The 23,617-nt window shown below is 63.3% G+C and carries 17 protein-coding genes; 7 read left to right on the forward strand and 10 right to left on the reverse strand.

The window, feature by feature from the left end:
* Nucleotides 1-267 precede the first annotated feature (267 nt).
* The 5 genes from aceE (at nt 268) to IEC33019_RS25015 (ending at nt 9,154) form a co-directional block, all read left to right on the forward strand.
* A complete protein-coding gene (aceE, locus tag IEC33019_RS24990; protein WP_070090719.1) occupies nt 268-2,913 on the forward strand; it encodes a pyruvate dehydrogenase (acetyl-transferring), homodimeric type in 2,646 nt (881 codons plus the stop codon).
* Between the two features lie 13 nt (nt 2,914-2,926).
* A complete protein-coding gene (aceF, locus tag IEC33019_RS24995) occupies nt 2,927-4,567 on the forward strand; it encodes a dihydrolipoyllysine-residue acetyltransferase (RefSeq protein WP_099593990.1) in 1,641 nt (546 codons plus the stop codon).
* Between the two features lie 425 nt (nt 4,568-4,992).
* Complete coding sequence (locus IEC33019_RS25005; RefSeq protein ID WP_070090721.1) at nt 4,993-7,686, forward strand: putative bifunctional diguanylate cyclase/phosphodiesterase; 2,694 nt, start codon at nt 4,993-4,995, stop codon at nt 7,684-7,686.
* 166 nt (nt 7,687-7,852) lie between these two features.
* Nucleotides 7,853-8,521 (forward strand): peptide-methionine (S)-S-oxide reductase MsrA, encoded by a 669-nt coding sequence (gene msrA / locus IEC33019_RS25010; protein WP_070090722.1) that lies wholly within the window; start codon nt 7,853-7,855, stop codon nt 8,519-8,521.
* Nucleotides 8,522-8,530: 9 nt separating this feature from the next.
* On the forward strand, nt 8,531-9,154 hold the full coding sequence (locus tag IEC33019_RS25015) for a glutathione S-transferase (RefSeq protein ID WP_070090723.1): 624 nt from the start codon (nt 8,531-8,533) through the stop codon (nt 9,152-9,154).
* Between the two features lie 147 nt (nt 9,155-9,301).
* Here IEC33019_RS25015 and creD read toward each other — a convergent pair whose 3' ends face one another.
* The 4 genes from creD to IEC33019_RS25035 form a co-directional block, all read right to left on the reverse strand.
* Complete coding sequence (creD, locus tag IEC33019_RS25020) at nt 9,302-10,630, reverse strand: cell envelope integrity protein CreD (protein WP_070090724.1); 1,329 nt, start codon at nt 10,628-10,630, stop codon at nt 9,302-9,304.
* 137 nt (nt 10,631-10,767) lie between these two features.
* Nucleotides 10,768-12,201 (reverse strand): two-component system sensor histidine kinase CreC, encoded by a 1,434-nt coding sequence (creC, locus tag IEC33019_RS25025; protein WP_070090725.1) that lies wholly within the window; start codon nt 12,199-12,201, stop codon nt 10,768-10,770.
* Complete coding sequence (gene creB, locus IEC33019_RS25030; protein WP_070090726.1) at nt 12,201-12,881, reverse strand: two-component system response regulator CreB; 681 nt, start codon at nt 12,879-12,881, stop codon at nt 12,201-12,203. The genes creC and creB overlap by 1 nt, the downstream gene beginning before the upstream one ends.
* Before the next feature lie 208 nt (nt 12,882-13,089).
* Entirely contained in the window at nt 13,090-13,590 is a 501-nt protein-coding gene (locus tag IEC33019_RS25035) for an ATP-dependent zinc protease family protein (RefSeq protein ID WP_070090727.1), read from the reverse strand.
* Nucleotides 13,591-13,772: 182 nt separating this feature from the next.
* Between IEC33019_RS25035 and IEC33019_RS25040 the strand changes: the two genes are divergently transcribed.
* Nucleotides 13,773-14,660, forward strand: coding sequence for an acyltransferase (locus IEC33019_RS25040; protein WP_070090728.1), 888 nt, complete (start codon nt 13,773-13,775; stop codon nt 14,658-14,660).
* A 183-nt stretch (nt 14,661-14,843) separates the two neighbouring features.
* Complete coding sequence (locus IEC33019_RS25045) at nt 14,844-16,205, forward strand: APC family permease (RefSeq protein ID WP_070090729.1); 1,362 nt, start codon at nt 14,844-14,846, stop codon at nt 16,203-16,205.
* 227 nt (nt 16,206-16,432) lie between these two features.
* Here IEC33019_RS25045 and IEC33019_RS25050 read toward each other — a convergent pair whose 3' ends face one another.
* From IEC33019_RS25050 to IEC33019_RS25080, 6 genes are all read right to left on the reverse strand, one after another.
* Nucleotides 16,433-17,014 carry a DUF2780 domain-containing protein gene (locus tag IEC33019_RS25050; protein ID WP_070090730.1) on the reverse strand — a complete coding sequence of 194 codons (582 nt, stop codon included), beginning with the start codon at nt 17,012-17,014 and terminating at the stop codon, nt 16,433-16,435.
* Between the two features lie 154 nt (nt 17,015-17,168).
* Nucleotides 17,169-18,368 (reverse strand): formaldehyde dehydrogenase, glutathione-independent, encoded by a 1,200-nt coding sequence (fdhA, locus tag IEC33019_RS25055; protein ID WP_070090731.1) that lies wholly within the window; start codon nt 18,366-18,368, stop codon nt 17,169-17,171.
* 252 nt (nt 18,369-18,620) lie between these two features.
* Complete coding sequence (purU, locus tag IEC33019_RS25060; RefSeq protein WP_070090732.1) at nt 18,621-19,478, reverse strand: formyltetrahydrofolate deformylase; 858 nt, start codon at nt 19,476-19,478, stop codon at nt 18,621-18,623.
* A gap of 14 nt (nt 19,479-19,492) precedes the next feature.
* Entirely contained in the window at nt 19,493-20,125 is a 633-nt protein-coding gene (locus IEC33019_RS25065) for a sarcosine oxidase subunit gamma (protein ID WP_070090733.1), read from the reverse strand.
* Between the two features lie 142 nt (nt 20,126-20,267).
* Complete coding sequence (locus tag IEC33019_RS25075; protein ID WP_070090734.1) at nt 20,268-23,285, reverse strand: sarcosine oxidase subunit alpha; 3,018 nt, start codon at nt 23,283-23,285, stop codon at nt 20,268-20,270.
* The gene (locus IEC33019_RS25080) at nt 23,282-23,614 is read right to left on the reverse strand and encodes a sarcosine oxidase subunit delta (protein WP_043211106.1); all 333 of its coding nucleotides are present in this window, start codon (nt 23,612-23,614) and stop codon (nt 23,282-23,284) included. Before IEC33019_RS25080 ends, IEC33019_RS25075 begins: the two co-directional genes overlap by 4 nt.
* Nucleotides 23,615-23,617 lie beyond the last annotated feature (3 nt).

Raw genomic sequence — 23,617 nt, forward strand, 5'->3', positions numbered from 1 at the left:
AAACATCAAGATTCACCCGATCAGAGCCCAGTCCAAACCTACGGGAACGTTTTTCCCCACAACCCGGCATGCGACAAAATGCCGCTTTTCTGTAGTTTTACTACTACCCCGGCTGTTCAAAAGCATGAAATGCCAAACCATTTGTAGTAAAACTACACGGCGCCGGATGACTGTCCGGCTAATCCAAGAATTCACGACGTCTGCCCAAAAGGCCAGTCGCAAACTCAGGCCACCGATTCTGGTTGCCTTTCCGCCCTGGAGCAAGCCATGCAAGACCTCGATCCCGTCGAAACCCAGGAATGGCTGGATGCCTTGGAGTCGGTCCTCGACAAAGAAGGCGAAGACCGCGCTCACTACCTGATGACCCGTATGGGCGAGCTGGCCACCCGTAGTGGCTCTCAGCTGCCGTACGCAATCACCACGCCATACCGCAACACCATCCCTGTTACCCATGAAGCACGCATGCCTGGCGACCTGTTCATGGAACGCCGCATCCGCTCGATGGTACGTTGGAACGCCCTGGCCATGGTCATGCGTACCAACCTGCGGGATTCGGACCTGGGCGGCCACATCTCGAGCTTCGCCTCCAGCGCCACCCTGTACGACATCGGCTTCAACTACTTCTTCCAGGCTCCTACCGAGGAGCACGGTGGCGACCTGATCTTCTTCCAGGGCCACGCCTCCCCAGGCATCTATGCCCGCGCCTTCCTCGAAGGTCGCATCAATGAAGACCAGATGAACAACTTCCGTCAGGAAGTGGACGGCAAAGGCCTATCCTCCTACCCGCACCCTTGGCTGATGCCTGACTTCTGGCAGTTCCCGACCGTTTCCATGGGTCTGGGTCCGATCCAGGCGATCTACCAGGCACGCTTCATGAAGTACCTGGAAGCCCGTGGTTTCATCCCGGCCGGCAAGCAGAAGGTCTGGTGCTTCATGGGCGACGGCGAGTGCGACGAGCCGGAATCCCTGGGCGCGATCGCCCTGGCCGGCCGCGAGAAGCTGGACAACCTGATCTTCGTCATCAACTGCAACCTGCAGCGCCTCGACGGCCCGGTTCGCGGCAACGGCAAGATCATCCAGGAACTCGAAGGCGTGTTCCGTGGCGGTGGCTGGAACGTCAACAAAGTCGTCTGGGGCCGCTTCTGGGATCCGCTGTTCGCCAAGGACACCAACGGTGCCCTGCAGCGCCGCATGGACGAAGTCATCGACGGCGAATACCAGAACTACAAAGCCAAGGACGGTGCGTACGTCCGTGAGCACTTCTTCAACACCCCAGAACTCAAGGCCATGGTCGAAGACCTGTCCGACGACGAGATCTGGAAGCTCAACCGTGGCGGCCACGACCCGTACAAGGTCTACGCGGCCTACCACCAGGCGACCAACCACAAAGGTCAGCCGACCGTCATTCTGGCCAAGACCATCAAGGGTTACGGTACCGGTGCTGGCGAAGCCAAGAACACCGCGCACAACACCAAGAAGGTCGACGTCGACAGCCTGCGTCACTTCCGTGACCGCTTCGACATCCCGGTCAAGGATGCCGATCTGGAAAACCTGCCGTTCTTCCGTCCGGAAGAAGGCAGCGCCGAAGCCAAGTACCTGGCCGAGCGTCGCGCAGCCCTGGGTGGCTTCGTACCACAGCGCCGTGCACAGAGCTTCAGCATCCCGACGCCGCCACTGGAAACCCTGAAGGCGATCCTGGACGGTTCGGGCGACCGCGAAATCTCCACCACCATGGCCTTCGTGCGCATCCTGGCGCAACTGGTCAAGGACAAGGAAATCGGCCAGCGCATCGTTCCGATCATCCCGGACGAAGCCCGTACCTTCGGTATGGAAGGCATGTTCCGCCAGCTGGGCATCTACTCGTCCGTAGGTCAGCTCTACGAGCCGGTCGACAAGGACCAGGTGATGTTCTACCGCGAGGACAAGAAGGGTCAGATCCTCGAGGAAGGCATCAACGAAGCCGGCGCCATGTCGTCGTTCATCGCCGCCGGTACCTCGTACAGCAACCACAACCAGCCGATGCTGCCGTTCTACATCTTCTACTCGATGTTCGGCTTCCAGCGTATCGGTGACCTGGCATGGGCCGCTGGCGACAGCCGCACCCGTGGCTTCCTGATCGGCGGTACCGCCGGCCGTACCACTCTCAACGGTGAAGGCCTGCAGCACGAAGACGGTCACAGCCACCTGATGGCCGCCACCATCCCGAACTGCCGCACCTATGATCCGACCTACGGCTACGAGCTGGCGGTGATCATCCAGGACGGCATGAAGAAGATGACCGAAGAGCAACAGGACGTCTTCTACTACATCACCGTGATGAACGAAGCCTACACCCAGCCAGCCATTCCGGCCGGCGCCGAGGAAGGCATCATCAAGGGCATGTACCTGCTCGAGGAAGACACCCGCGAAGCCGCGCACCACGTGCAGCTGCTGGGTTCGGGCACCATCCTGCGCGAAGTCCGCGAAGCGGCCAAGATCCTGCGCGAGGATTACAACGTCGGTGCCGACGTCTGGAGCGTCACCAGCTTCAACGAACTGCGCCGTGACGGCCTGGCCGTGGAACGCGCCAACCGCCTCAAGCCTGGCCAGAAGCCACAGCAGACCTACGTCGAGCAGTGCCTGGCCGGTCGCAAGGGCCCGGTTGTAGCCTCCACTGACTACATGAAGCTCTTCGCCGAACAGATCCGTCAGTGGGTTCCGAGCAAAGAGTACAAAGTCCTGGGTACCGATGGCTTCGGTCGCAGCGACAGCCGCAAGAAGCTGCGTCACTTCTTCGAAGTCGACCGTCACTTCGTCGTGCTGGCTGCCCTGGAAGCCCTGGCTGACCGTGGCGAGATCGAACCGAAGGTGGTGGCCGATGCCATCGTCAAGTTCGGCATCGATCCGGACAAGCGCAACCCACTGGACTGCTGAGGAGTATTTTTAAGTGAGCGAACTCATTCGCGTACCTGACATCGGCAGCGGTGAAGGTGAAATCATCGAGCTGTTCGTCAAGGTCGGTGACCGTATCGAGGCAGACCAGAGCCTGTTGACCCTGGAGTCCGACAAGGCCTCCATGGAGATCCCTGCCCCCAAGGCCGGCGTGATCAAGGAACTGAAGGTCAAGCTGGGCGATCGCCTGAAAGAAGGCGACGATCTGATGGTCCTGGAAGTCGAGGGCGCCGCTGCGGCGTCCGAGGCTCCGGCCGCTGCCGCCCCGGCCGCCGCAGAGCAACCGGCTGCCGCGCCTGCGCCAGCCGCAGCCCCTGCCCCGGCCGCAGCACCTGCCGCCGCCAGCGTGCAGGACATCTACGTGCCGGACATCGGCTCGTCGGGCAAGGCCAAGATCATCGAAGTACTGGTCAAGGCCGGCGACACCGTCGAAGCTGACCAGTCGCTGATTACCCTGGAGTCCGACAAGGCCTCCATGGAAATCCCATCCCCCGCCGCTGGCGTGGTGAAGGAAGTGATCGCCAAGCTGGACGACGAAGTCGGCACCGGTGACCTGATCCTGAAGCTGGAAGTCGCGGGCGCAGCCCCGGCTGCCGCTCCAGCCGCTGCCGCTCCGGCACCTGCCAAGGCCGAGGCAGCTCCAGCCGCCGCGCCTGCCGCAGCGTCGGCTCCGGCTGCTGCACCGGCCCCAGCTGCCACCGCACCGGCTGCCGGCAGCAACGCCAAGGTCCACGCCGGCCCTGCCGTGCGCCTGCTGGCCCGTGAATTCGGTGTCGACCTGGGCGCGGTCGCCGCGACCGGTCCGCACGGCCGCATCCTGAAGGAAGACGTGCAAGTCTACGTCAAGGCCATGATGCAGAAGGCATCGGCCGCTCCAGCCGCCGGCGCGACCGGTGGTGCTGGCATCCCGCCGATTCCGGCCGTGGACTTCAGCAAGTTCGGTGAAGTGGAAGAAGTCGCCCTGACCCGCCTGATGCAGGTCGGTGCCGCCAACCTGCACCGCAGCTGGCTGAACGTGCCGCACGTCACCCAGTTCGACTCCGCCGACATCACCGAGCTGGAAGCCTTCCGCGTTGCGCAGAAGGCCGTGGCCGAGAAGGCTGGCGTCAAGCTGACCGTGCTGCCCCTGCTGCTCAAGGCCTGCGCCTTCCTGCTCAAGGAACTGCCGGACTTCAACAGCTCGCTGGCGCCAAGCGGCAAGGCGATCATCCGCAAGAAGTACGTGCACATCGGCTTTGCCGTGGACACTCCGGACGGCCTGCTGGTCCCTGTGATCAAGAACGTCGACCAGAAGAGCCTGCTGCAACTGGCTGCCGAAGCCGCAGCGCTGGCCGAAAAGGCCCGCACCAAGAAGCTGTCGTCCGACGAGATGCAGGGCGCCTGCTTCACCATCTCCAGCCTCGGCCACATTGGCGGCACCGGTTTCACGCCGATCGTCAACGCGCCTGAAGTGGCGATCCTGGGTGTCTCCAAAGCCACCATGCAGCCGGTCTGGGATGGCAAGGCCTTCCAGCCCAAGCTCATGCTGCCGCTGTCGCTGTCCTACGATCACCGCGTGATCAACGGCGCCGCCGCCGCGCGCTTCACCAAGCGCCTGGGCGACGTGCTCGCGGACATCCGCACCATGCTGCTGTAATGCAGCCCCTTGCCTCACCCTTCACGGGGTGAGGCAAGCCTGTTTCGAGCTGCCACGCTCGTACCTCAACCCCGCCACTTTGGCGGGGCTTTTTTTTTGCCCCCGACAAACGACACGGAGGCTGTGAAAGGTCCATCGATGCCGTACCGATCGACGCGGGCGTTGGGGGAGCAGGTTCACCCGCGAATACTGGCAACGCCGGCGCCATCCCGCGCGGAGTCTGCTTCGCGGCGGTTCGCCGCCTCAATAAACCCGCCTCCAAAAGCGCCCTCAGCCTTCAGATTTCCGTACAACCGCCGACAAGCTGCTTACAGCTCCCCGCATGGCCGCTTGCCAGCCTTCGGGACATGATGCAACCTTGCCTTAGGCGCCGCCGCATAGCCCGCGACCCGCCGCGCCAACCGCCCTCTTCAAGCGAGTCTTCGATGAAAAGCCAACCCGATGCCGCCAGCCGAGTGGCGGCCGAGGTCGTCACGCAGCTCCCCGTGCCTTCACGGCTCGGCATGCTGCGTTTCGAACGGCTCAACGAAGCCAGTTGGGCGATGCTCTATCTCGATCCTGCCTGCGAGCGCCAGTTCGGCCTGCCTGCCGCCGACCTCTGCGCCCTGATCGGCTCCCCCTACGCCAGCCTCATGGAGCCAGAGGCGCGCTACAGGCTGCATGACGAGATCCAGCTGCAATTGGCCCGGCGCAACCACTACCGAATCCGCTACACCCTGCACACCAACGGCACAGCCCTGCGCCTGCTGGAGATCGGTGAAGCCTACCGCCAGCACAACCGCCAACTGCTGCGCGGCTATCTTACGGTGCTCGATGATCAGCAGGACGACGAGCCAGACCTCGGCGATGACGACCTGGAGTCGCGCAACAGCCGTCTGCAACTGGCCTTGCAGCTCAACCAGCGCGCCCAGCAGGAGCAACTGCAGCACCTCGAGCGTGTGCGCGCCCAGCAAGACCTCATCCTACGCCTGGCCCGCCAGCGCTACAGCGCCGATAACTCGTTGCAGGAAGCGGCCGAGCTGATCACCCGCAGTGCCTGTGAAATCTACAAAGTCGATTGCGCCAGCCTCTGGCATCTGCAGGATCAACACCTGGAGCCGATCAGTGCCTGGCACAGCCTGGAACAGCGTCACTACCTGCCCCAACCCATCGACGCCAGCTGTTTCCCGGACTACCTCGACGCCCTGCACGCCAGCCGCGCCATCGATGCCCATAACGCCGGCCAAGACCCACGCACACGCGACATGGCCGAGAGCCTGTATGCGGCGACCAACAATGCCATGCTCGATGCCAGCATTCGCGTCGATGGCCAGGTCGTCGGCGTGCTGTGCCTGGAGCAGATCGGCAAGGCCCGTGCCTGGCAGGCCGACGAAATCGCCTTTGCCGGCGAACTGGCCGACCAGGTTGCCCAGGTCATCACCAATCACAACCGACGCACGGCAGCCAGTGCCTTGCACCTGTTCCAGCGGGCCGTGGAACAGAGCGCCAGCGCCTTTTTGCTGGTCAACCGCGACGGCGTGGTGGAGTACGTCAACCCAAGCTTCACCGCCATCACCCAGTACAGCACCGATGAAGTGCAAGGCCGCCACCTGGCGGAACTGCCCGCCCTGGAAAACCTTAGCGAACTGCTGTTCGACTCGCCCTCGAGCCTGGCCATGGGCAACAGCTGGCAAGGCGAGTTCAAGAGCCGACGCAAGAGCCTGGAGCCTTACTGGGGCCAGTTGTCGATCTCCAAGGTCTTCGGCGACAACCGCGAGTTGACCCACTACATCGGCATCTACGAAGACATCACCCAGAGCAAGCTGGCCCAGCAGCGCATCGAACGCCTGGCCTACACGGACAACCTGACCAACCTGGGTAACCGCCCTTCGTTCATCCGTAATCTCGACGAGCGCTTCGTGCGCATCGGCGACAATCCCCTGTGCCTGCTGCTGGTGGATATCGACAACTTCAAGCGGATCAACGACAGCCTCGGCCATCAGACCGGCGACAAGCTCCTGGTCAGCCTGGCGCGGCGCCTGCGCAACAGCCTGGGCAGCAGCGATATCCTGGCGCGCTTTGCCAGCAATGAGTTCGCCGTGCTGCTCGACGATGCGAGCCTGGAAACCGGCCAGCAGGTGGCTCAGCAACTGCTGCACACCCTCGACAAACCGATGTTCGTCGACAACCAGCTGATCAACGTCACCGCCTCGGTGGGCCTGGCCTGTGCGCCCCTGCACGGCAGCGACCCGCAGAGCCTGATGAAGAACGCAGGCCTGGCGCTGCACAAGGCCAAGGCCAACGGCAAACATCAGGTCCAGATCTTTACCGAAGTGCTCAATGCCGAGGCCAGTTACAAGCTGTTCGTGGAGAACAACCTGCGCCGCGCCCTGACCCAGAACGAGCTGGAGGTGTTCTACCAGCCCAAGCTGTGCCTTCGCAGTGGGCGCCTGCTCGGTTTGGAGGCGCTGCTGCGCTGGAACCACCCTGAAAAAGGCATGATCCGGCCCGACCAGTTCATCAGCGTGGCCGAGGAAACCGGCCTGATCATCCCCATCGGTAAATGGGTGGTGCGCCAGGCCTGCCGCATGAGCCAGCACCTGCGCAAGGTCGGCGTAGGCAACCTGCACGTGGCCATCAACCTTTCGCCCAAACAGTTCTCCGATCCAGAGCTGGTGGCCTCGATCGGCACCATCCTCAAGGAAGAGGCCCTGCCCCCTCACCTGCTGGAGCTGGAGCTGACCGAAGGCCTGTTGCTTGAAGCGACCGTCGACACCCATCGCCAGCTTGACGAGCTCAAGGCTCTGGGCCTGATCCTGGCCATGGACGACTTCGGCACGGGCTATTCGTCGCTGAGCTACCTGAAGAAGTTTCCGATCGACATCATCAAGATCGACCGTAGCTTCATCAACGAGATCCCCGACAACCAGGACGACATGGAGATCACCTCGGCGGTGGTGGCCATGGCCCACAACCTCAAGCTCAAGGTCGTTGCCGAAGGCATCGAGACCGCCGAACAGCTGGCCTTCCTGCGCCGGCATCGCTGCGACGTGGGCCAGGGCTACCTGTTCGACAAGCCAATCCCGGGGCGCGAACTGGTCGAGCGACTCAAGCGTTATCCACGCGGCCCGGTGGCCTGACAGCGACGCCAAGCTCGGGCACTATAGAACCCACTCTGGCCCAATCGCGGGACGAGCCCGCTCCTACAGGCACCCCACTGCACTCCGGGGCATGGAATACCTGTGGGAGCGGGCTTGTCCCGCGATGAGGTCACAACCTATCTCACTGAAAAACAGAGGAACGGCCATGGTCCTGCGTTCGGAAATCCTGGTGAACAAAAACGTCATGCCTACCGCGGAGCAAGCTCTGCCTGGCCGCGAAACCCCGATGGCCCTGCCCGAGTTCCACTACGTGTTCAAGGAGACGCCGCTGCTCGGCCCCTTCTTCGAGGGCAGCATCGATTTCGCGATCTTCGGCCTGGGCTGCTTCTGGGGCGCCGAACGTCGTTTCTGGCAGCGCGAGGGCGTAGTCAGCACCGTGGTCGGCTACGCCGGCGGCTTCACCCCTAACCCGACCTACGAAGAAGTCTGCTCGGGCCTGACCGGCCACACCGAAGTGGTACTGGTGGTGTTCGACAAGGACAAGGTGAGCTATCGCGAACTGTTGGCGATGTTCTGGGAACTGCACAACCCGACCCAGGGCATGCGCCAGGGCAACGACGTCGGCACCCAGTACCGCTCGGCGATCTATTGCACCAGCCCCGAGCAACTGGAGCAGGCCAAGGCCAGCCGTGACGCCTTCCAGGCCGAACTGAACAAAGCCGGCTTCGGTGAGATCACCACCGAGATCGACCAGGCGCCGACCGTGTACTTCGCCGAGGCCTACCACCAGCAGTACCTGGCCAAGAACCCCGACGGCTACTGCGGCATCGCCGGCACCGGCGTCTGCCTGCCCCCAAGCCTGCAAGGCAACTGAGGCCAGGCCATGACGACCATGACCCTGTTCCACTCGCCGCTCTCGCCGTTCGTTCGCAAGGTGATGGTCGTGCTGCACGAAACCGGTCAGCTCGACCGTGTGACCTTGCAAGCCGTCAACGTCAGCCCTGTGAATGGCGACCAGCAGCTCAACCAAGGCAATCCGATCGGCAAGATCCCGGCGCTGCGTCTGGAAGACGGCACGGTATTGCACGACAGCCGGGTGATCTGCGAGTACCTCGACCTGCAGCACGTCGGCAACCCGCTGATCCCCCGCGAAGGCTCTGCCCGCTGGCGGCGCCTGACCCTGGCCTCCCAGGCTGACGCGATCATGGATGCGGCAGTCTCGACCCGCTACGAAACCTTCCTGCGTCCGGAGGACAAACGCTGGGACGGCTGGGTCCAGGCCCAAGGCGAAAAGATCCGCCGCAGCCTGGCAGACTTGGAGCAGGCGCACCTGGCGGAGCTTGCCTCGACCTTCGACATCGCCGCCATCGGCGTGGCCTGTGCACTGGGCTACCTGGACCTGCGCCAGCCGCAGTTCGGCTGGCGTGAGCAGCAGCCAGGGCTTGCGGCCTGGTATGCCGAGGTGCTCAAGCGGCCGTCGATGGCCGCGACGGTACCGGTGATCTGACGGGACTGCCTGCGGATAAACCCACTCCCACACGGATTGCCGCCAGCCCTGTGGGAGCGGGTTCACCCGCGAAAACCTCACCCCGATGCCACAGAACAAGCATCCCGATTCGATAGGCCAACCACCGCCCCACTTCCCGATCCTCCCTCATGCTGCCCTCCCCACCTGCGCCCAGTCCAGGCGACGGGTCAGCACCATGAACACGCCGAGCAGGCCAAAGCACAGCAGCGAGCCCATCAGCAGCGCATAGTCCTCGGCGCTGAGCAGGGCGAAGAGCATCCCATACAACACCGCCAGCCCCGCTGCAAAGCCGACTCCCCGTGCCAGGCTGCACAGCACGTGGCTCAGGTAGAAGCCGATCAGCAGCACGCACGCCGCAGCCGACACCCCATAGGCCAGGCCAAAGCCCAAGTGCTCGGACAACGACAGCAACAACAGGTAGAAGAAGGCCAGCGCCACACCCACCAACGCGTATTGCACCGGATGCACGCTGAGGTTCTTCAGTACTTCGAAGAGGAAGAAGCCCGCGAAAGTCAGAGCGATGAACAACAGCGCGTATTTGATCGCCCGTTCACTCTTGAGGTATTGGTCCACCGGATCGATGAAACTGACGCCAAAGGCGCGCTCATTGAAACCGGCGCATTGCCCCTGGCCGGCACACTGGCGCAGTGCATCCTCAAGGTTGGTGGCGAAGAACGAGGCCTGCCAGTGGGCCGTGAAGCCCTGGTCGTCCACTTCCCGACGGCTGGGCAGGTAATTGCCGACAAAGCTTGGGTGAGGCCAGTTGGCGCGCATGTCCACATTGCTGCTGCGCCCCACCGGCACGACATGCAATTGGCCAGTGCCCTGCAGGGCCAGGTCGAAGCCATAGGTGAACTCACGGGCCTGGCCACCTTCGAGCATCGGCAACGTGACATGCACACCACCGCCCAGCCAATCCAGGCCCGTGCCGGGCTCGAACGGCAGACGCTGGTCGTCCAGGGTCAGTTCCAGGGCGCTCTCGATGCCGCGGATATCGCTGATACCCACCACCAGATAGGGCTTGTCGAAGCGGTAGTCCTCCCACTCCTTGTCGATCCCCCAACGCGCCGGGATCTTGAAGCGGCCGCTGATCCTGCTCTTGGCGTGAAACAGCCGGGCCTGGTAGATACCTCGGGCCCGTAGCTCGGTGTCGATATCGCTGTCGAGGTCGAAGGTTTCGGGGAAGAAGTACAGCTGACCATTGAACGTGCTGGTTTCCTGCACGCTCTGGCCATTCTTCTCGATCCAGCGCCGCTCGTACTTGCGGTAGGGCACTACCAGCAGCGGGCCGCTGACCTGCTGGGCGAAGCTCGAGCTTTCGGCGATATCCTGCAGCACACTGTCGCGCAGGGCCTGCCGTTCGCCGATCAAGCCTCCGATCATCAATAGTGGGATCAGCAACAACAACATCAGCAGGGCAATCATGCCGAGCTTGAAACTCAAGGTTTTGGTCATGGGCAAGGGCTCCGTTTGCGATGGGCGCAGTGTGGAACCGCTGCGTGGAGCCTTTATGGAGCGCGTGTGGAGATTGGGTGGAGCCAGGACCGTCCTTCGGGTTTACCCGCGAAAGGCTGCGCAAATGACTGCCGGGATCAACTCACACGTTGCGCCGGCAACCACAACCGCACGCGTACCCCGCCCTCGACGTTCTCCACGGCCAACGACCCACCATGCAATTGCATCACCTCCGCCACGAAGTTCAGCCCCAACCCCGTACTTTTGCGCCCACTGCCTGGCCTCGGCAGTGAATAGAAGCGCTCGCTGACGCGCCCGATGGCGTAATCGGGAATCGCCTCGCCCTGGTTGAACACACTCAGCGCCACCCGTTCGCCTTCGTGCTCCAGTTCGAACAGCAACGCGCCGCCTGCCGGCGAGAAATCCAGCGCATTGTCCAGCAGGTTGGCCAATGCCTGGCGCATCAGGAAAGGATCGCACAGCAACCTCAGCTCCGCCGGCACCCGCTGGCGCACCTGCAGGCTGGCACCCTCGATGCGCGCCGCATGGGTCAGCAGCAGTTCATCGACCAGCGCAGCCAAGGCTATCTGCTGTTCGTCTTCCAGCGCCTGCATCTGCTCGACCCGGGCCAGGTTGAGCAAGCGCTCGATCATCTGCTGCAAACGCCCACTTTCGCGCTCGATGTTGCTGGCAAAACGCACGCGCTGTTCTTGCGGCATGTCCCCCTGAAGCAGCTCGGATGCTCCACGGATCGCCGCCAGCGGGCTCTTGAGCTCATGGGTCAGCGTGTGCACGTAGCGCTCGACATAGGCCTTGCCTTCGAGCTGGGTGCGCATGCGCTCCACGGCTGTGGCCAACTGCCCCAACTCGCCCCCCTTGTAATGGGGCAAGGCCGCGCGCTGGCCTTCGCTGACCGCCTGGGCATAGCGGGTCAGCCGCCGCAGCGAGCGCGCCAGCCACCACGACAGCGCCGCCCCCACCAACAGGCCAAGGCCGATCAAGCCCAGGCCCAGGTTCATCAGCCGCTGTTCGGCGCGATCGACATAGGGTTGCAGCGAACTGTTGGGCTTGGCCACCGTCACCACGCCGATGATGCGGCCCTGGTCGAGGATCGGCGCGGCCACGTGCATTACCGACGTGGTTTCATCGGCCGGGTCGCTGCGCGTGGAGCGTGCGCCGTATTGGCCGCGCAGGGTGAGGTAGACATCGTTCCAGCGGGAATAGTCCTTGCCCACGTCCTGGCCGCTGGAGTCGAGCAGCACGGTCCCCTTGGCGTCGGTGACGTAGATGCGGTGGCTGACCTGGTTCTTCGCCAGCCCCCAGATCCGCGCGTCGGGGCGGCGCTCGCCATAAGACGCTAACACTTGAGGCAGCCGCCCTTGGTTCAGGGTGCCGGCCTTGACGTCGTCATGGAGAATCTCCGCCAGCAGGTTCGCGGTGTCCACAAGGGTTTCCTCGGACGACTGGCGCACCACAGGGCGGATCTGCTCGCGCACGGTACTGAGCAAAAAGTAGCCGGACAACCCGACGAACAGGAAATACACCAGGAAGATGCGAATACCCAGGCGCATCAGGCGTGGTCCGGGCTGTAGCTGTAACCCAGACCGCGATGGGTCTGGATGGGCTCGGCGTCGGCAGCGACCTGGCGCAGCTTGGCACGCAGGCTCTTGATATGACTGTCGATGGTGCGCTCGTAACCGACATCGGAGGCGACACCCACCGCATCGAGCAACTGCTCGCGGCTGAACACTCGCCGCGGTTGCTCCAGCAGGCATTGCAACAGACGAAATTCATGACGGGTCAGGGCCAACGGCTGAGTGCGGTAGCTGATCTGCATGCTCACGGTATCGAGCTGGAACACCGAGGCTTGGGCCGACGTCTGCACCTGAGGCCCCATGCGCTTGAGGATCGCCCTCACGCGGGCCGCCACTTCCCGTGGGCTGAACGGCTTGACCACGTAATCGTCGGCGCCGATCTCCAGCCCCACCACCCGGTCGATTTCAGCATCGCGGGCGCTGAGGAACATCACCGGCACGTCGCTGAAACGGCGCAATTGCCGACAGGTTTCGAAGCCGCTGATGTCCGGTAGGCCGATGTCGAGAATCACCAGATCCGCCGGGCGCAGACGCTGCTGTTCGAGGGCTGCGCCGCCGAGGGTCACCCACTCGGTACTATGGCCATCGGCCTGCAGGGCATAGACCAGGGTGTCGGCAATGGCGGATTCGTCTTCGACGATGAGGATGTGGGGCATGGCGTCCGGCCTTGCAGGTGGTGGCGAAGCTGGACATATAGGCAAGTTTCACGGACGACGCAATCCCTTGCAGGAGCGGCCTTGTGCCGCGAAAGGGCTGCAAAGCAGCCCCAGGGGATCGGGTGATGCCACAAAAGTAGCCGGGGCCGCTTAGTGGCCCTTTCGCGGCACAAGGCCGCTCCTAAAGGACGACGGGGCCCGCTTTGGATCAGCAGTCCGGCTTGCCGGCAGTGAACTTCTTCGCCGGGTTCACCGCCGCCTTGAACTCGCGCAAGGCCTTGGCGCCGATCAGCAGGGGGTAGTTGAAGTGGCTGCGGTCGACCAGGTTGACCTCCACCGTGCGCTTGACCTCACCCAGGCACAGCTCCAGGTCGATCACCGGGCGCTTGGAGACTTCCGGGACATCACCCTCTTCGTCCTCGTCCACACGGTTCTTGATCTTGCTGATGCGCGACAGCTCATGCTCGTAGACCTTGCCGTCGGCGTCCTTGGTCGCCAGGCGGAAGCGCACCCACTCACGGCCATCGCGGGTGAACAGCTCGATGTCCTTGGCCGACAGCGAGGCGGTGTAGGCACCGGTGTCCATCTTGGCCTTGAGGGTTTCGCCAAGCTCCGGCAGGGCAATGTTCTCGTAGCGGCCATACAGGGTGGGCTCGGCGGCCATGACCGGAAGGGCGAGGATCGACAGCAGGGCAAGCAGTGATTTCACGGGTTACGCTTCCTTGAGGTGGGACAGCACTTAGACTGCCTGGGCACGATAGGTTCGTTGTCACAGCTTATCCAACACAATGTGAAACATTTGTCCCAGTAATTGGCCAATGCGCATTTGGCGTAGGCCAATGCCCCACTTATCATTGCCAACCGTTTTTATCCCACAACAAGAGTTTCTTTATGCGTCGCCTGCTCACCGGCATCCTCACCACCGTCCTGCTACTGCTCAACACCCTGGTGCTGATCTGCCCGCTGATGGTGTTCGCCCTGCTCAAGCTGGTGCTGCCAGGGCGTGGCCGCGACTATGCCTCCTGGGCGGTGATGTGGATCGCCGAGACCTGGTCGGAAATCGACAAGGCGATCTTCGCCCTGTGCATCCCCACCCTGTGGGATATCCGCGGCATCGAGAAGCTGCGCCAGGACACCTCCTACCTGTGCGTGAGCAATCACCAGAGCTGGGTGGACATCCCGGCCCTGATCGAAAGCCTCAACCGCCGGGTGCCGTTCTTCAAGTTCTTCCTCAAGAAGGAGCTGATCTGGGTACCGCTGCTGGGCCTGGCGTGGTGGGCACTGGACTACCCGTTCATGAAGCGCTACAGCAAGGCCTTCCTGGACAAGCACCCGGAACTCAAGGGCAAGGACCTGGAAATCACCAAGGCAGCCTGCGAGCTGTTCAAGCGCCAGCCAGTAACCGTGGTCAACTACCTCGAAGGCACGCGCTTCAGCGAAGCCAAGCGCCAGGCCCAGCAATCGCCCTACCAGCACCTGCTCAAGCCCAAGGCGGGCGGCGTGGCATTCGTGCTGGCGGCACTGGGCGAACAGCTCGACGCCCTGCTCGACGTCACCATCGTCTACCCCGGCAACAAAGCGCCGGGGTTCTGGGACCTGCTCAGCGGCAACATCAGCCGGGTGATCATCGACATCCGCGTGCGTGAACTGGACCCGGCGCTGTGTGCTGGCGACTACGAGAACGACCCGGCATTCCGCCAGACAGTACAGGCATGGGTGAACCAGCTGTGGGTCGAAAAGGACCAGCGTATCGAGCAGTTGCGCACCGAAATGCGATAGGGCGCGGGTCGTCTGGGCGGGCCCTACTGCGGGCTAGCCCACGCTCACAGGGGGCTGCACACCATAGGATGCCGATTAAAATCCAGATTTATAATCGACATTAGCAACTCTTTGTTTGTCATCACCTAGTCAGGTGGATAAAAATCGATCAACGCACAACTACAAAAATGCTTGGATCGATCGATGGCCAAACAACCTCGCACCGCTGCCGAGGCAGCTCCCGCCCAACTTCGCCGCGTTCTCGGGCTGCCCGCCCTGGTGTTCTTCGGCTTGGTGTACATGGTCCCGCTGACCATTTTCACCACCTACGGAATCGTCACCGAGATCACCGGAGGCCGCACCGCTGGTGCTTACCTGGTGACTCTGCTGGCGATGCTGTTCACCGCCACGTCCTACAGCTTCATGGTCAAGCGCTTTCCGGTCGCAGGCTCGGCGTACTCCTACACCAACCTGGCCTTCGGCCCCAACGTGGGCTTCCTGGCCGGCTGGTCGCTGCTGCTCGACTACCTGTTCATCCCGATGATCAACTACCTGCTCATCGGCCTGTTCCTGAACATCGCCTTCCCGGCCATCCCGGCCTGGACCATCATCCTGGCCTCGATCGCCCTGGTCACCGTGCTCAACGTGGTCGGTATCCATTCGGTGGCCAAGGCCAGCAACCTGATCGTCGGCGCGCAGATCGTCTTCATCGGCGTATTCGTGGCCTTGTCCTACCAGTCGCTGGCAGGCCAGCCGATGGACCTCCTCTCGCCGCTGATCGGCGATGGCAGCCAGCCGGGCTTCGGTCATCTGATGGCGGGCGCAGCGGTGCTGTGCTTGTCGTTCCTGGGCTTCGACGCGGTCTCGACGCTGGCCGAGGAAACCCGTGACGCCCGCCGCGATGTACCGCGCGCGATCATCCTTACGACCCTGGGCGCAGGCCTTCTGTTCACCCTGTTGGCCTACATCAGCCAGTTGGTACTGCCTGGCAGCACCTTCGCCAATGCCGATGCCGCAGCCAACGAAGTGATGTTCAAGGCCGGTGGCCAGTTCCTGGCCAACTTCTTCACCGCCGCCTTCGTCGCCGGCAGCCTGGGCTCGGCCCTGGCGTCTCAGGCTGCGGTGTCGCGCATCCTCTACACCATGGGCCGCGACAACGTGCTGCCGCAGCGCACCTTTGGCCGGCTGTCGCCGCGTTTCGGCACCCCGGTGTTCGCCATCGTGCTGGTGTCGGCGTTCTCGCTGTTGGCGTTGGTGATCGATCTCGCGACCCTGGCCTCGCTGATCAGCTTCGGCGCCCTGGTGGCCTTCTCGGCGGTCAACCTGGCGGTGGTGCGCACTCACCTGATCAACGAACGCTCCCACCGCAACTTCAAGGGCCTGCTGTGCTACGGCCTGGTGCCGCTGGTCGGCCTGGGGCTGACCCTGTGGCTGTGGACCAGCCTGTCGGCGCTGACCCTGGTGATCGGCCTGTGCTGGTTCGCCTTGGGCCTGGCCTACCTGGCCGTGCTTACCTCGGGCTTCCGCCGCCCGATGCGCCTGGTGGACTTCTCCGAAGCGGCCTGACGCGCCACGGCCGTTTGAGGGCGCGGCGTTTACCGGGGAAAAGGTGGTGAATCGGCCATCGCATTCGCGGGTAAACCCGCCCCCACAGGGCTGGCGGTGTCCCAGCTAGGTGAGGCTGGCCGCACCTCCATAGGACTGGAGGTGATTCTTGTGGGAGCGGGTTTACCCGCGAAGGGAACGCCTCGGTAGCGGGCACGGGCCAAGCCCGTGCGCCCCATGAGAAACACTTATACCGACGGCACAGCCACTGGTGCCGCTGGGGTCATCCACAGGTTGCCCAGGTTCTGCAGCAACGACCCGGCAAGCCCCTGCTGGCCCAGGTACTGAAGGATCAGCGGGGCGAATTGGCCGATCATGCCGGTATCCATGCCCAGCAGCTTGAAAGCGTTGTCCAGGTCATTCCGGTTCTCGACGTTACCCAACGCATTGCTCAGTGGCGATGGGCTCTGGCTGCTCTTGCCGAGCAGTTCTCCCAAGCCGCTCAAACCGCCCAGGGCGTTGGCACCGGAGAGCAGGTCCAGGCCCGGTACTGCCTGGGTCAGTTGGCCATAATCAGCCTCGCTCAGGTTGTTGCGCGCCAGCCCCAGCATGGCCCCGGCGCCACCAATGGCCTGTTCAGGAGTGATCTTCAGTTCACTGCCCAGGGTATTGAGCAGGTTGGCCTGCCCTTCAGGGGCCTGTACCGCGCCCTGCTGGCTCGAGTTCTGGTTCTGCATCGCCGACACAGCATTGGCCGCATCGCTCAAATTGAAGGCGAACACCGGGCTTGCGGCCAGGGTCATCAGGGTTGCCAGGGTGAATGCTTTCATCGGGAGGGACCTCGTCGGCCGGGATGGCCGGGGAAACGAGGCATTGGACTGGAGCTGCGGGGGTTTGTTCCGGGCCGGTTATCGGCCTGCTGGAGGCCTTGTGGCTAACGCTGCTGACAGCACAACGCCCCCGCAGGGGCGTTGAGTCTGAAGGTTAAGCCGCGCCCCACATCTTGTGTGGGTCGATCACGAACTTCTTCGGTACGCCTGCATCGAACTCGCCGTAGCCTTGCGGCGCCTGGTCCAGGTTGATCACCTGAACGCCCACCACTTCGGCGATGTTGATCCGATCCCACATGATCGCCTGCATCAGCTGGCGGTTGTACTTCATGGTCGGGGTCTGACCGGTGTGGAAGCTGTGCGACTTCGCCCAGCCGAGACCGAAACGGATGCTCAGTGCGCCGATCTTGGCGGCGGCATCGACCGCGCCCGGGTCTTCGGTCACATACAGGCCCGGGATACCGATGTTGCCGGCAACGCGGGTCACCTGCATCAGGGAGTTCAACACGGTAGCCGGCGCCTCGTGCTTGGCACCCTCGTGGCCATGGCCGCGAGCCTCGAAGCCTACGGCGTCGATGGCGCAGTCCACTTCCGGCTCGCCCAGGATGTCGACGATCTGCTCGTGCAGCGGGGTGTCCTTGGACAGGTCGACCACTTCGAAGCCCTGGGACTTGGCGTGGGCCAGGCGAGCCGGGTTCAGGTCACCAACGATGACACAGGCCGCGCCCAGCAGGCGCGCCGAGGCAGCGGCGGCCAGACCGACCGGGCCGGCGCCGGCAACGTAGACGGTGCTGCCTGGACCAACGCCCGCAGTCACAGCGCCGTGGTAGCCAGTCGGCAGGATGTCGGACAGGCAGGTCAGGTCACGGATCTTCTCCATGGCCTTGTCGCGCTCAGGCAGTTTCAGCAGGTTGAAGTCGGCATATGGCACCAGCACGTACTCGGCCTGGCCGCCGGTCCAGTCACCCATGTCGACATAGCCGTAGGCACCACCGGCGCGGGCCGGGTTGACGGTGAGGCAGACACCGGTGTGCATCTCTTTGCAGGAACGGCAACGACCGCAGGCGACGTTGAAGGGCACCGAGACCAGATCGCCGATCTGCATGCGCTCGACATCGCGGCCCTTCTCGATGATTTCACCGGTGATTTCGTGACCAAGGACCAGGCCAACCTGGGCAGTGGTACGGCCACGGACCATGTGCTGGTCGGAACCACAGATGTTGGTGGAGACCACCTTCAGGATCACGCCGTGCTCGATCTTGTTGCCGCGTGGGTCCTGCATTTTGGGGTAGTCGATCTTCTGTACCTCAACCTTGCCGGCGCCGAGATACACCACTCCACGATTACCAGACATGCTCTTACCTCGCTCGATTTTTATTTATGCAGCGGTGGTGGAAAGCGCCGCCCTTCGTGAGCGGCATGTGTTACTGGAATGCGGAGAATTGTGGGCCTGATACAACTTGTCGCAGTGACTGGAAGCGACAGGGGGTTGCCTGTTAACGGCAGGTGAAAAGTGGTGAATCCATTCGCGGATAAACCCACTCCCACAGACGGCTGCGCAGAGCCTGTGAGAGCGGGTTGACCGCGGACAAGACAACGAGGACTGTCAGAGCACTACGGTGCGATTGGCGTTGAGGAACACCCGGCGCTCGATGTGATACCCCACCGCCCGCGCCAGGGTCAGGCACTCGATGTCGCGGCCCTTGGCGATCAGGTCCTCAGGGTAGTGGCTGTGGTCCACCACCTCGACGCCCTGGGCGATGATCGGCCCTTCGTCCAAGTCGTTGTTGATGTAGTGGGCCGTGGCACCGACCATCTTCACGCCCTTGTTGTAGGCCTGGTGGTACGGCTTGGCGCCCTTGAAACCTGGCAGCAGGGAGTGGTGGATGTTGATCGCCCAGCCGTCCAGGCGACGGCACAACTCGGGCGACAGCACCTGCATGTAGCGAGCAAGAATCACAAGCTCAGCGCCCGTCTCCTCGATCACCTGGAGCACCTTGCGCTCCTGGGCGGGCTTGTCCTTGGGGTCCAGGGCGAAGTGGTAATAGGGGATCTTGTGCCACTGCGCCAGCGGTTCGAGGTCGGGGTGGTTGGACACCACCGCCACCACGTCCATGGCCAATTGGCCAATGCGCTGGCGATACAGCAAGTCGTTGAGGCAGTGATCGGCCTTGGACACCATGATCACCACCTTGGGGCGGTGATTGGGCGCGGTCAGCTCGAAGGTCATGCCGAAGGCGTCACTGCGCTCGGCGAGGCCGGCCCGGAAGCCTGTCTCGTCGAAATCGTCCGGCTGGCGGAACTCCACGCGAATGAAGAACCGCCCCGAGAGCCGGTCATCGAAAGAGTGGTGCTCCGTGACATAGCAGCGCTGTTCATAGAGATAACGCGTCACTACGTCGACGGTGCCGAGCATGCTCGGGCAGTCGGCGGTAAGAATCCAGGTATCCGGTGCCCGACTCATGCGTGTTCTCCTTTTTATGCCTCGATGGCCAGGCCGTACTCGGCCGAAGCGTCCTGCAGCCACAGCCACCAGTAGTCGGAGAAGCTGCGGCGGATCACCAGTTCCCAGGTGTCTTCGGCGGTGCGGCGAATCACCAGCTGCGACTTGGCGAACACAGTGCCGACAGCCTTGCCGACCGGGAAGTTGTTCGGGTGTACATCATAGCTGGTGGATTTCATCAGCACATCGCGCACATTGGGGCCGCGCAGCTCGAGCAGGGTCTGCCCACCGCTGACGTTGACTACCTGGATGTGCTGGCCGTCGAGGGCCTCGCGCAGCTTCTGCTCGGTGGCGAATTCCTGGCCACCAGGAACAATCAGCAGCCACTCATCCGGGCCAACCCACTGCAGCGACATCTCGTCGTTGGCGACCACGGTCAGGGCGACCGGCAGCTCCAGACCCAGGGCCTTCTTCACGCCTGCGGCGAAGGCGGCATCGTGGCCATCGCCACGAAGGGTCAGGTGACCGAGGAACTTGTGTTCACGCAGGGTTACGCCTGCATTCTTGCGGCCTTTGCCGACCAGGCTGGCCAGGTCAGCGTGGTGCAGTGGCGACTCGGCCCGGGCGTTGGAGCCCGGATTTTGCTGGAAGACGTTGATTACGCTCATTTCTTACCTGCCTTGAATTCTGTTGTGCCGAACGGCGCCGAACCTGTGGGAGCGGGCTTGCCCGCGAATGGGCCGGTGAGGCCAACATCGCATTCGCGGGTAAACCCGCTCCCACAAGATCCAGCACTGCCTTCCGGAGGCCTTAGACGTTCTGCCGCTCACCCTTCGGATCGAAGAACACCGAAGACACGATCTCCGCCTCGATCACGCTGCCGTCAGCCTGCGGCGAGTAGACACGCTCGCCCATGCGCTTGAGGCCGCCCTTGACCACACCCATGGCGAACGAATAGCCCAGGGAGTTGGAGGCATAGCTGGAGGTCACGTGACCGACCATGTCCATCGGGATCGGCTGGTTCGGGTCGAACACCAACTGGGCGCCTTCGGGCAACCATTTGGTCGGGTCGACAGGCTTGAGGCCCACCAGTTGCTTGCGGTCTTCGCGCAGGCAGTCCGAACGGGTCATGCCGCGTGCACCGATCCAGGAGAACGGTTTGTTGCGACCGACACACCAGCCCATGTTCAGGTCGTCCGGGTTCATCGAGCCGTCGGTGTCCTGACCGACGATGATGAAGCCTTTCTCGGCGCGCAGTACGTGCATGGTTTCGGTGCCGTACGGGGTCAGGTTGTACTTCTTGCCTGCCTCGACGATCTGCTCCAGCACGCCCATGGCGTAGTTGGCCTGAACGTTGATTTCGTACGACAGCTCACCGGTGAACGAGATACGGAACACACGGGCCGGCACGCCGCCGACCAGGCCTTCCTTCCAGCTCATGAACGGGAAGGCTTCCTTGTCCAGGTCGATGTCGGTGACTTCGGCCAGCAGCTTGCGGCTGTTGGGGCCGGACAGGGTCATGGTGGCCCAGTGGTCGGTCACGGAGGTGAAGTACACCTTCAGGTCCGGCCATTCGGTCTGGTGGTACAGCTCCAGCCACTGCAGCACACGTGCGGCGCCGCCAGTGGTGGTGGTCATGATGAAGTGGTTGTCGCCGACGCAGGCGGTCACGCCGTCGTCGAAGACCATGCCGTCTTCCTTGCACATCAGGCCGTAACGGGCCTTGCCCACATCGAGCTTGGTCCAGGCGTTGGTGTACACGCGGTTGAGGAATTCACGCGCATCCGGGCCCTGGATGTCGATCTTGCCCAGGGTCGAGGCGTCGAGCAGGCCCACGCTGTCGCGCACGGCCTTGCATTCACGCTCCACGGCGGCATGGATGTCTTCGCCGGCTTTAGGGAAGTACCACGGACGCTTCCACTGACCGACATCTTCGAATTCGGCACCGTTCTTCAGGTGCCAGGCGTGCAGCGCGGTGAAGCGCACGGGTTCGAACAGGTGGCCACAGTGACGGCCCGCTACCGCACCGAAGGTCACCGGCGTGTAGTTGGGACGGAACATGGTGGTGCCCATCTGCGGGATGGTGATACCCATCGAACGCGCAGCGATGGCCAGGCCGTTGATGTTGCCCAGTTTGCCCTGGTCGGTACCGAAGCCCAGCGCGGTATAGCGTTTGACGTGCTCGACCGACTCGAAGCCTTCGCGGGTGGCCAGTTCGATGGCGGCCGCGGTGACGTCGTTCTGCTGGTCGACGAACTGCTTCGGCGCACGGGCAGTGCCTTTGTCGTGCGGCACCTGGAACAGCGCCACAGTGGCCTCTTCCTTGCGGGCAACGACTTTCGGCAGGGTGCCGACGGACGCCTTGAAACCTGCTTCGGTGGCTGCCTGAACGCCGCCTTCGAAACCATCGGCAATCGCGTCGCCGAGCGGGTAGACGCCATTCACGCCACCCACGCAGACACGCTTCTGCGGCGCATCGCCCGGCACGAAGCCGAGGATGTCGTCACGCCAGATCGGACGACCACCCAAGTGGGACGCCAGGTGCACCACCGGGCTGTAGCCACCGGAGCTGCCGATCAGGTCGCACTCGAGCCATTCGCCTGGGCTGGTGACCTTGTGTGCCACGGCATCGATCGCGGCGACGCGGGCGCCGGTCACATGCTTGGTGCCCTTGGCCTCGATCACGGCGCTGGAGGTCAGGATGCGGATGCCCTTGGCACGCGCTTCCTCGACCAGCGAGCCGCGCGGGTTGTGGCGCGCATCGGCGATGGCGACCACCTGCAGGCCAGCGTCGTGCCAGTCCAGGGCGGTGCGGTAGGCGTGGTCGTTGTTGGTCGACAGCACCAGCTTGCGACCCGGGGCGACGCCGTAACGGCGCACGTACACCGAGATCGCGCCGGCGAGCATGTTGCCCGGCACATCGTTGTTGCCGTACACCAGTGGACGCTCGTGGGTACCGGTGGCCAGTACGACACGCTTGGCACGCACGCGGTGGACGCGGTGACGGACCTGGCCGATCGGGGCGCGGTCACCGAGGTGATCGGTCATGCGCTCATGGATGGTCAGGAAGTTGTGGTCGTGGTAGCCGTTGACCGTGGCGCGTGGCAGCAGGGTCACTTCCGGCAGCGATTGCAGCTCGGCAACGACGGCGGCAACCCAGTCAGCGGCAGGCTTGCCGTCGAGGGTCTCGCGGGTGTCGAGCAGGCTGCCGCCAAACTCTTCCTGTTCATCGGCAACGATCACACGGGCGCCGCTGCGACCAGCAGCCAGGGCCGCAGCCAGGCCAGCAGGGCCGGCACCGACGATCAGCACGTCGCAGTGCTGGTTCATGTAGTCGTAGCTGTCCGGGTCGTTCTGCAAGGGCGCACGGCCCAGGCCTGCCGCTTTACGGATGTACTTCTCGTAAGTCATCCAGAACGACTTGGGATACATGAAGGTCTTGTAGTAGAACCCGGGCGGCATCATGCTGCCGCCGACCTTGCCGAGGATGCCCATCACGTCGTTGTTGACGTTCGGCCAGCCGTTGGTGCTGGTGGCCACCAGGCCCGAGTACAGGGCTTGCTGGGTGGCGCGCACGTTCGGCACCTGGGTGGCTTCGCTTGAGCCCAACTGCAGGATGGCGTTCGGCTCTTCGGGGCCTGCGGCGATGATGCCGCGAGGACGCGAGTACTTGAAGCTGCGACCGACGATGTCGACGCCGTTGGCCAGCAGCGCAGCGGCCAGGCTGTCACCGGCATAACCCTGGTAGGTCTTGCCGTTGAAGGTGAAGTTCAGGACCTTGCTGCGATCGATGCGACCGCCGCTGGCGAGGCGATAGACCTGGCTCATACTTTTTCTCCCTGGCCTTTGACGGCCGACTGCGCGGGGTTCAGCTTGTTCGCGGTGACCTGCGGCTTCTCACCGATCTTGTAGGTTTCCAGGATCTCGTAGGTCTCGGTGTTACGCGTGACGTTGAAGTACTGGCGGCAGCCGGCGACGTGGTCCCACAGTTCATGGTGGATACCGCGCAGGTTGTCGCGGAAGAACATGTAGGTACCCCATTCCTCGTCGGTGCAGGCGCTAGGGTCCAGCGGGCGGGCGATGTGCGCCTGGCCGGAGGAGTGGAACTCTTCTTCGGAGCGCAGCTCGCCGCAGTGGGGACAGAAAATATGCAACATGAC

Origin of the sequence: Pseudomonas putida, from assembly GCF_002741075.1 — a bacterium.
In the GTDB taxonomy this organism is placed as follows: Bacteria; Pseudomonadota; Gammaproteobacteria; order Pseudomonadales; family Pseudomonadaceae; genus Aquipseudomonas; species Aquipseudomonas putida_T.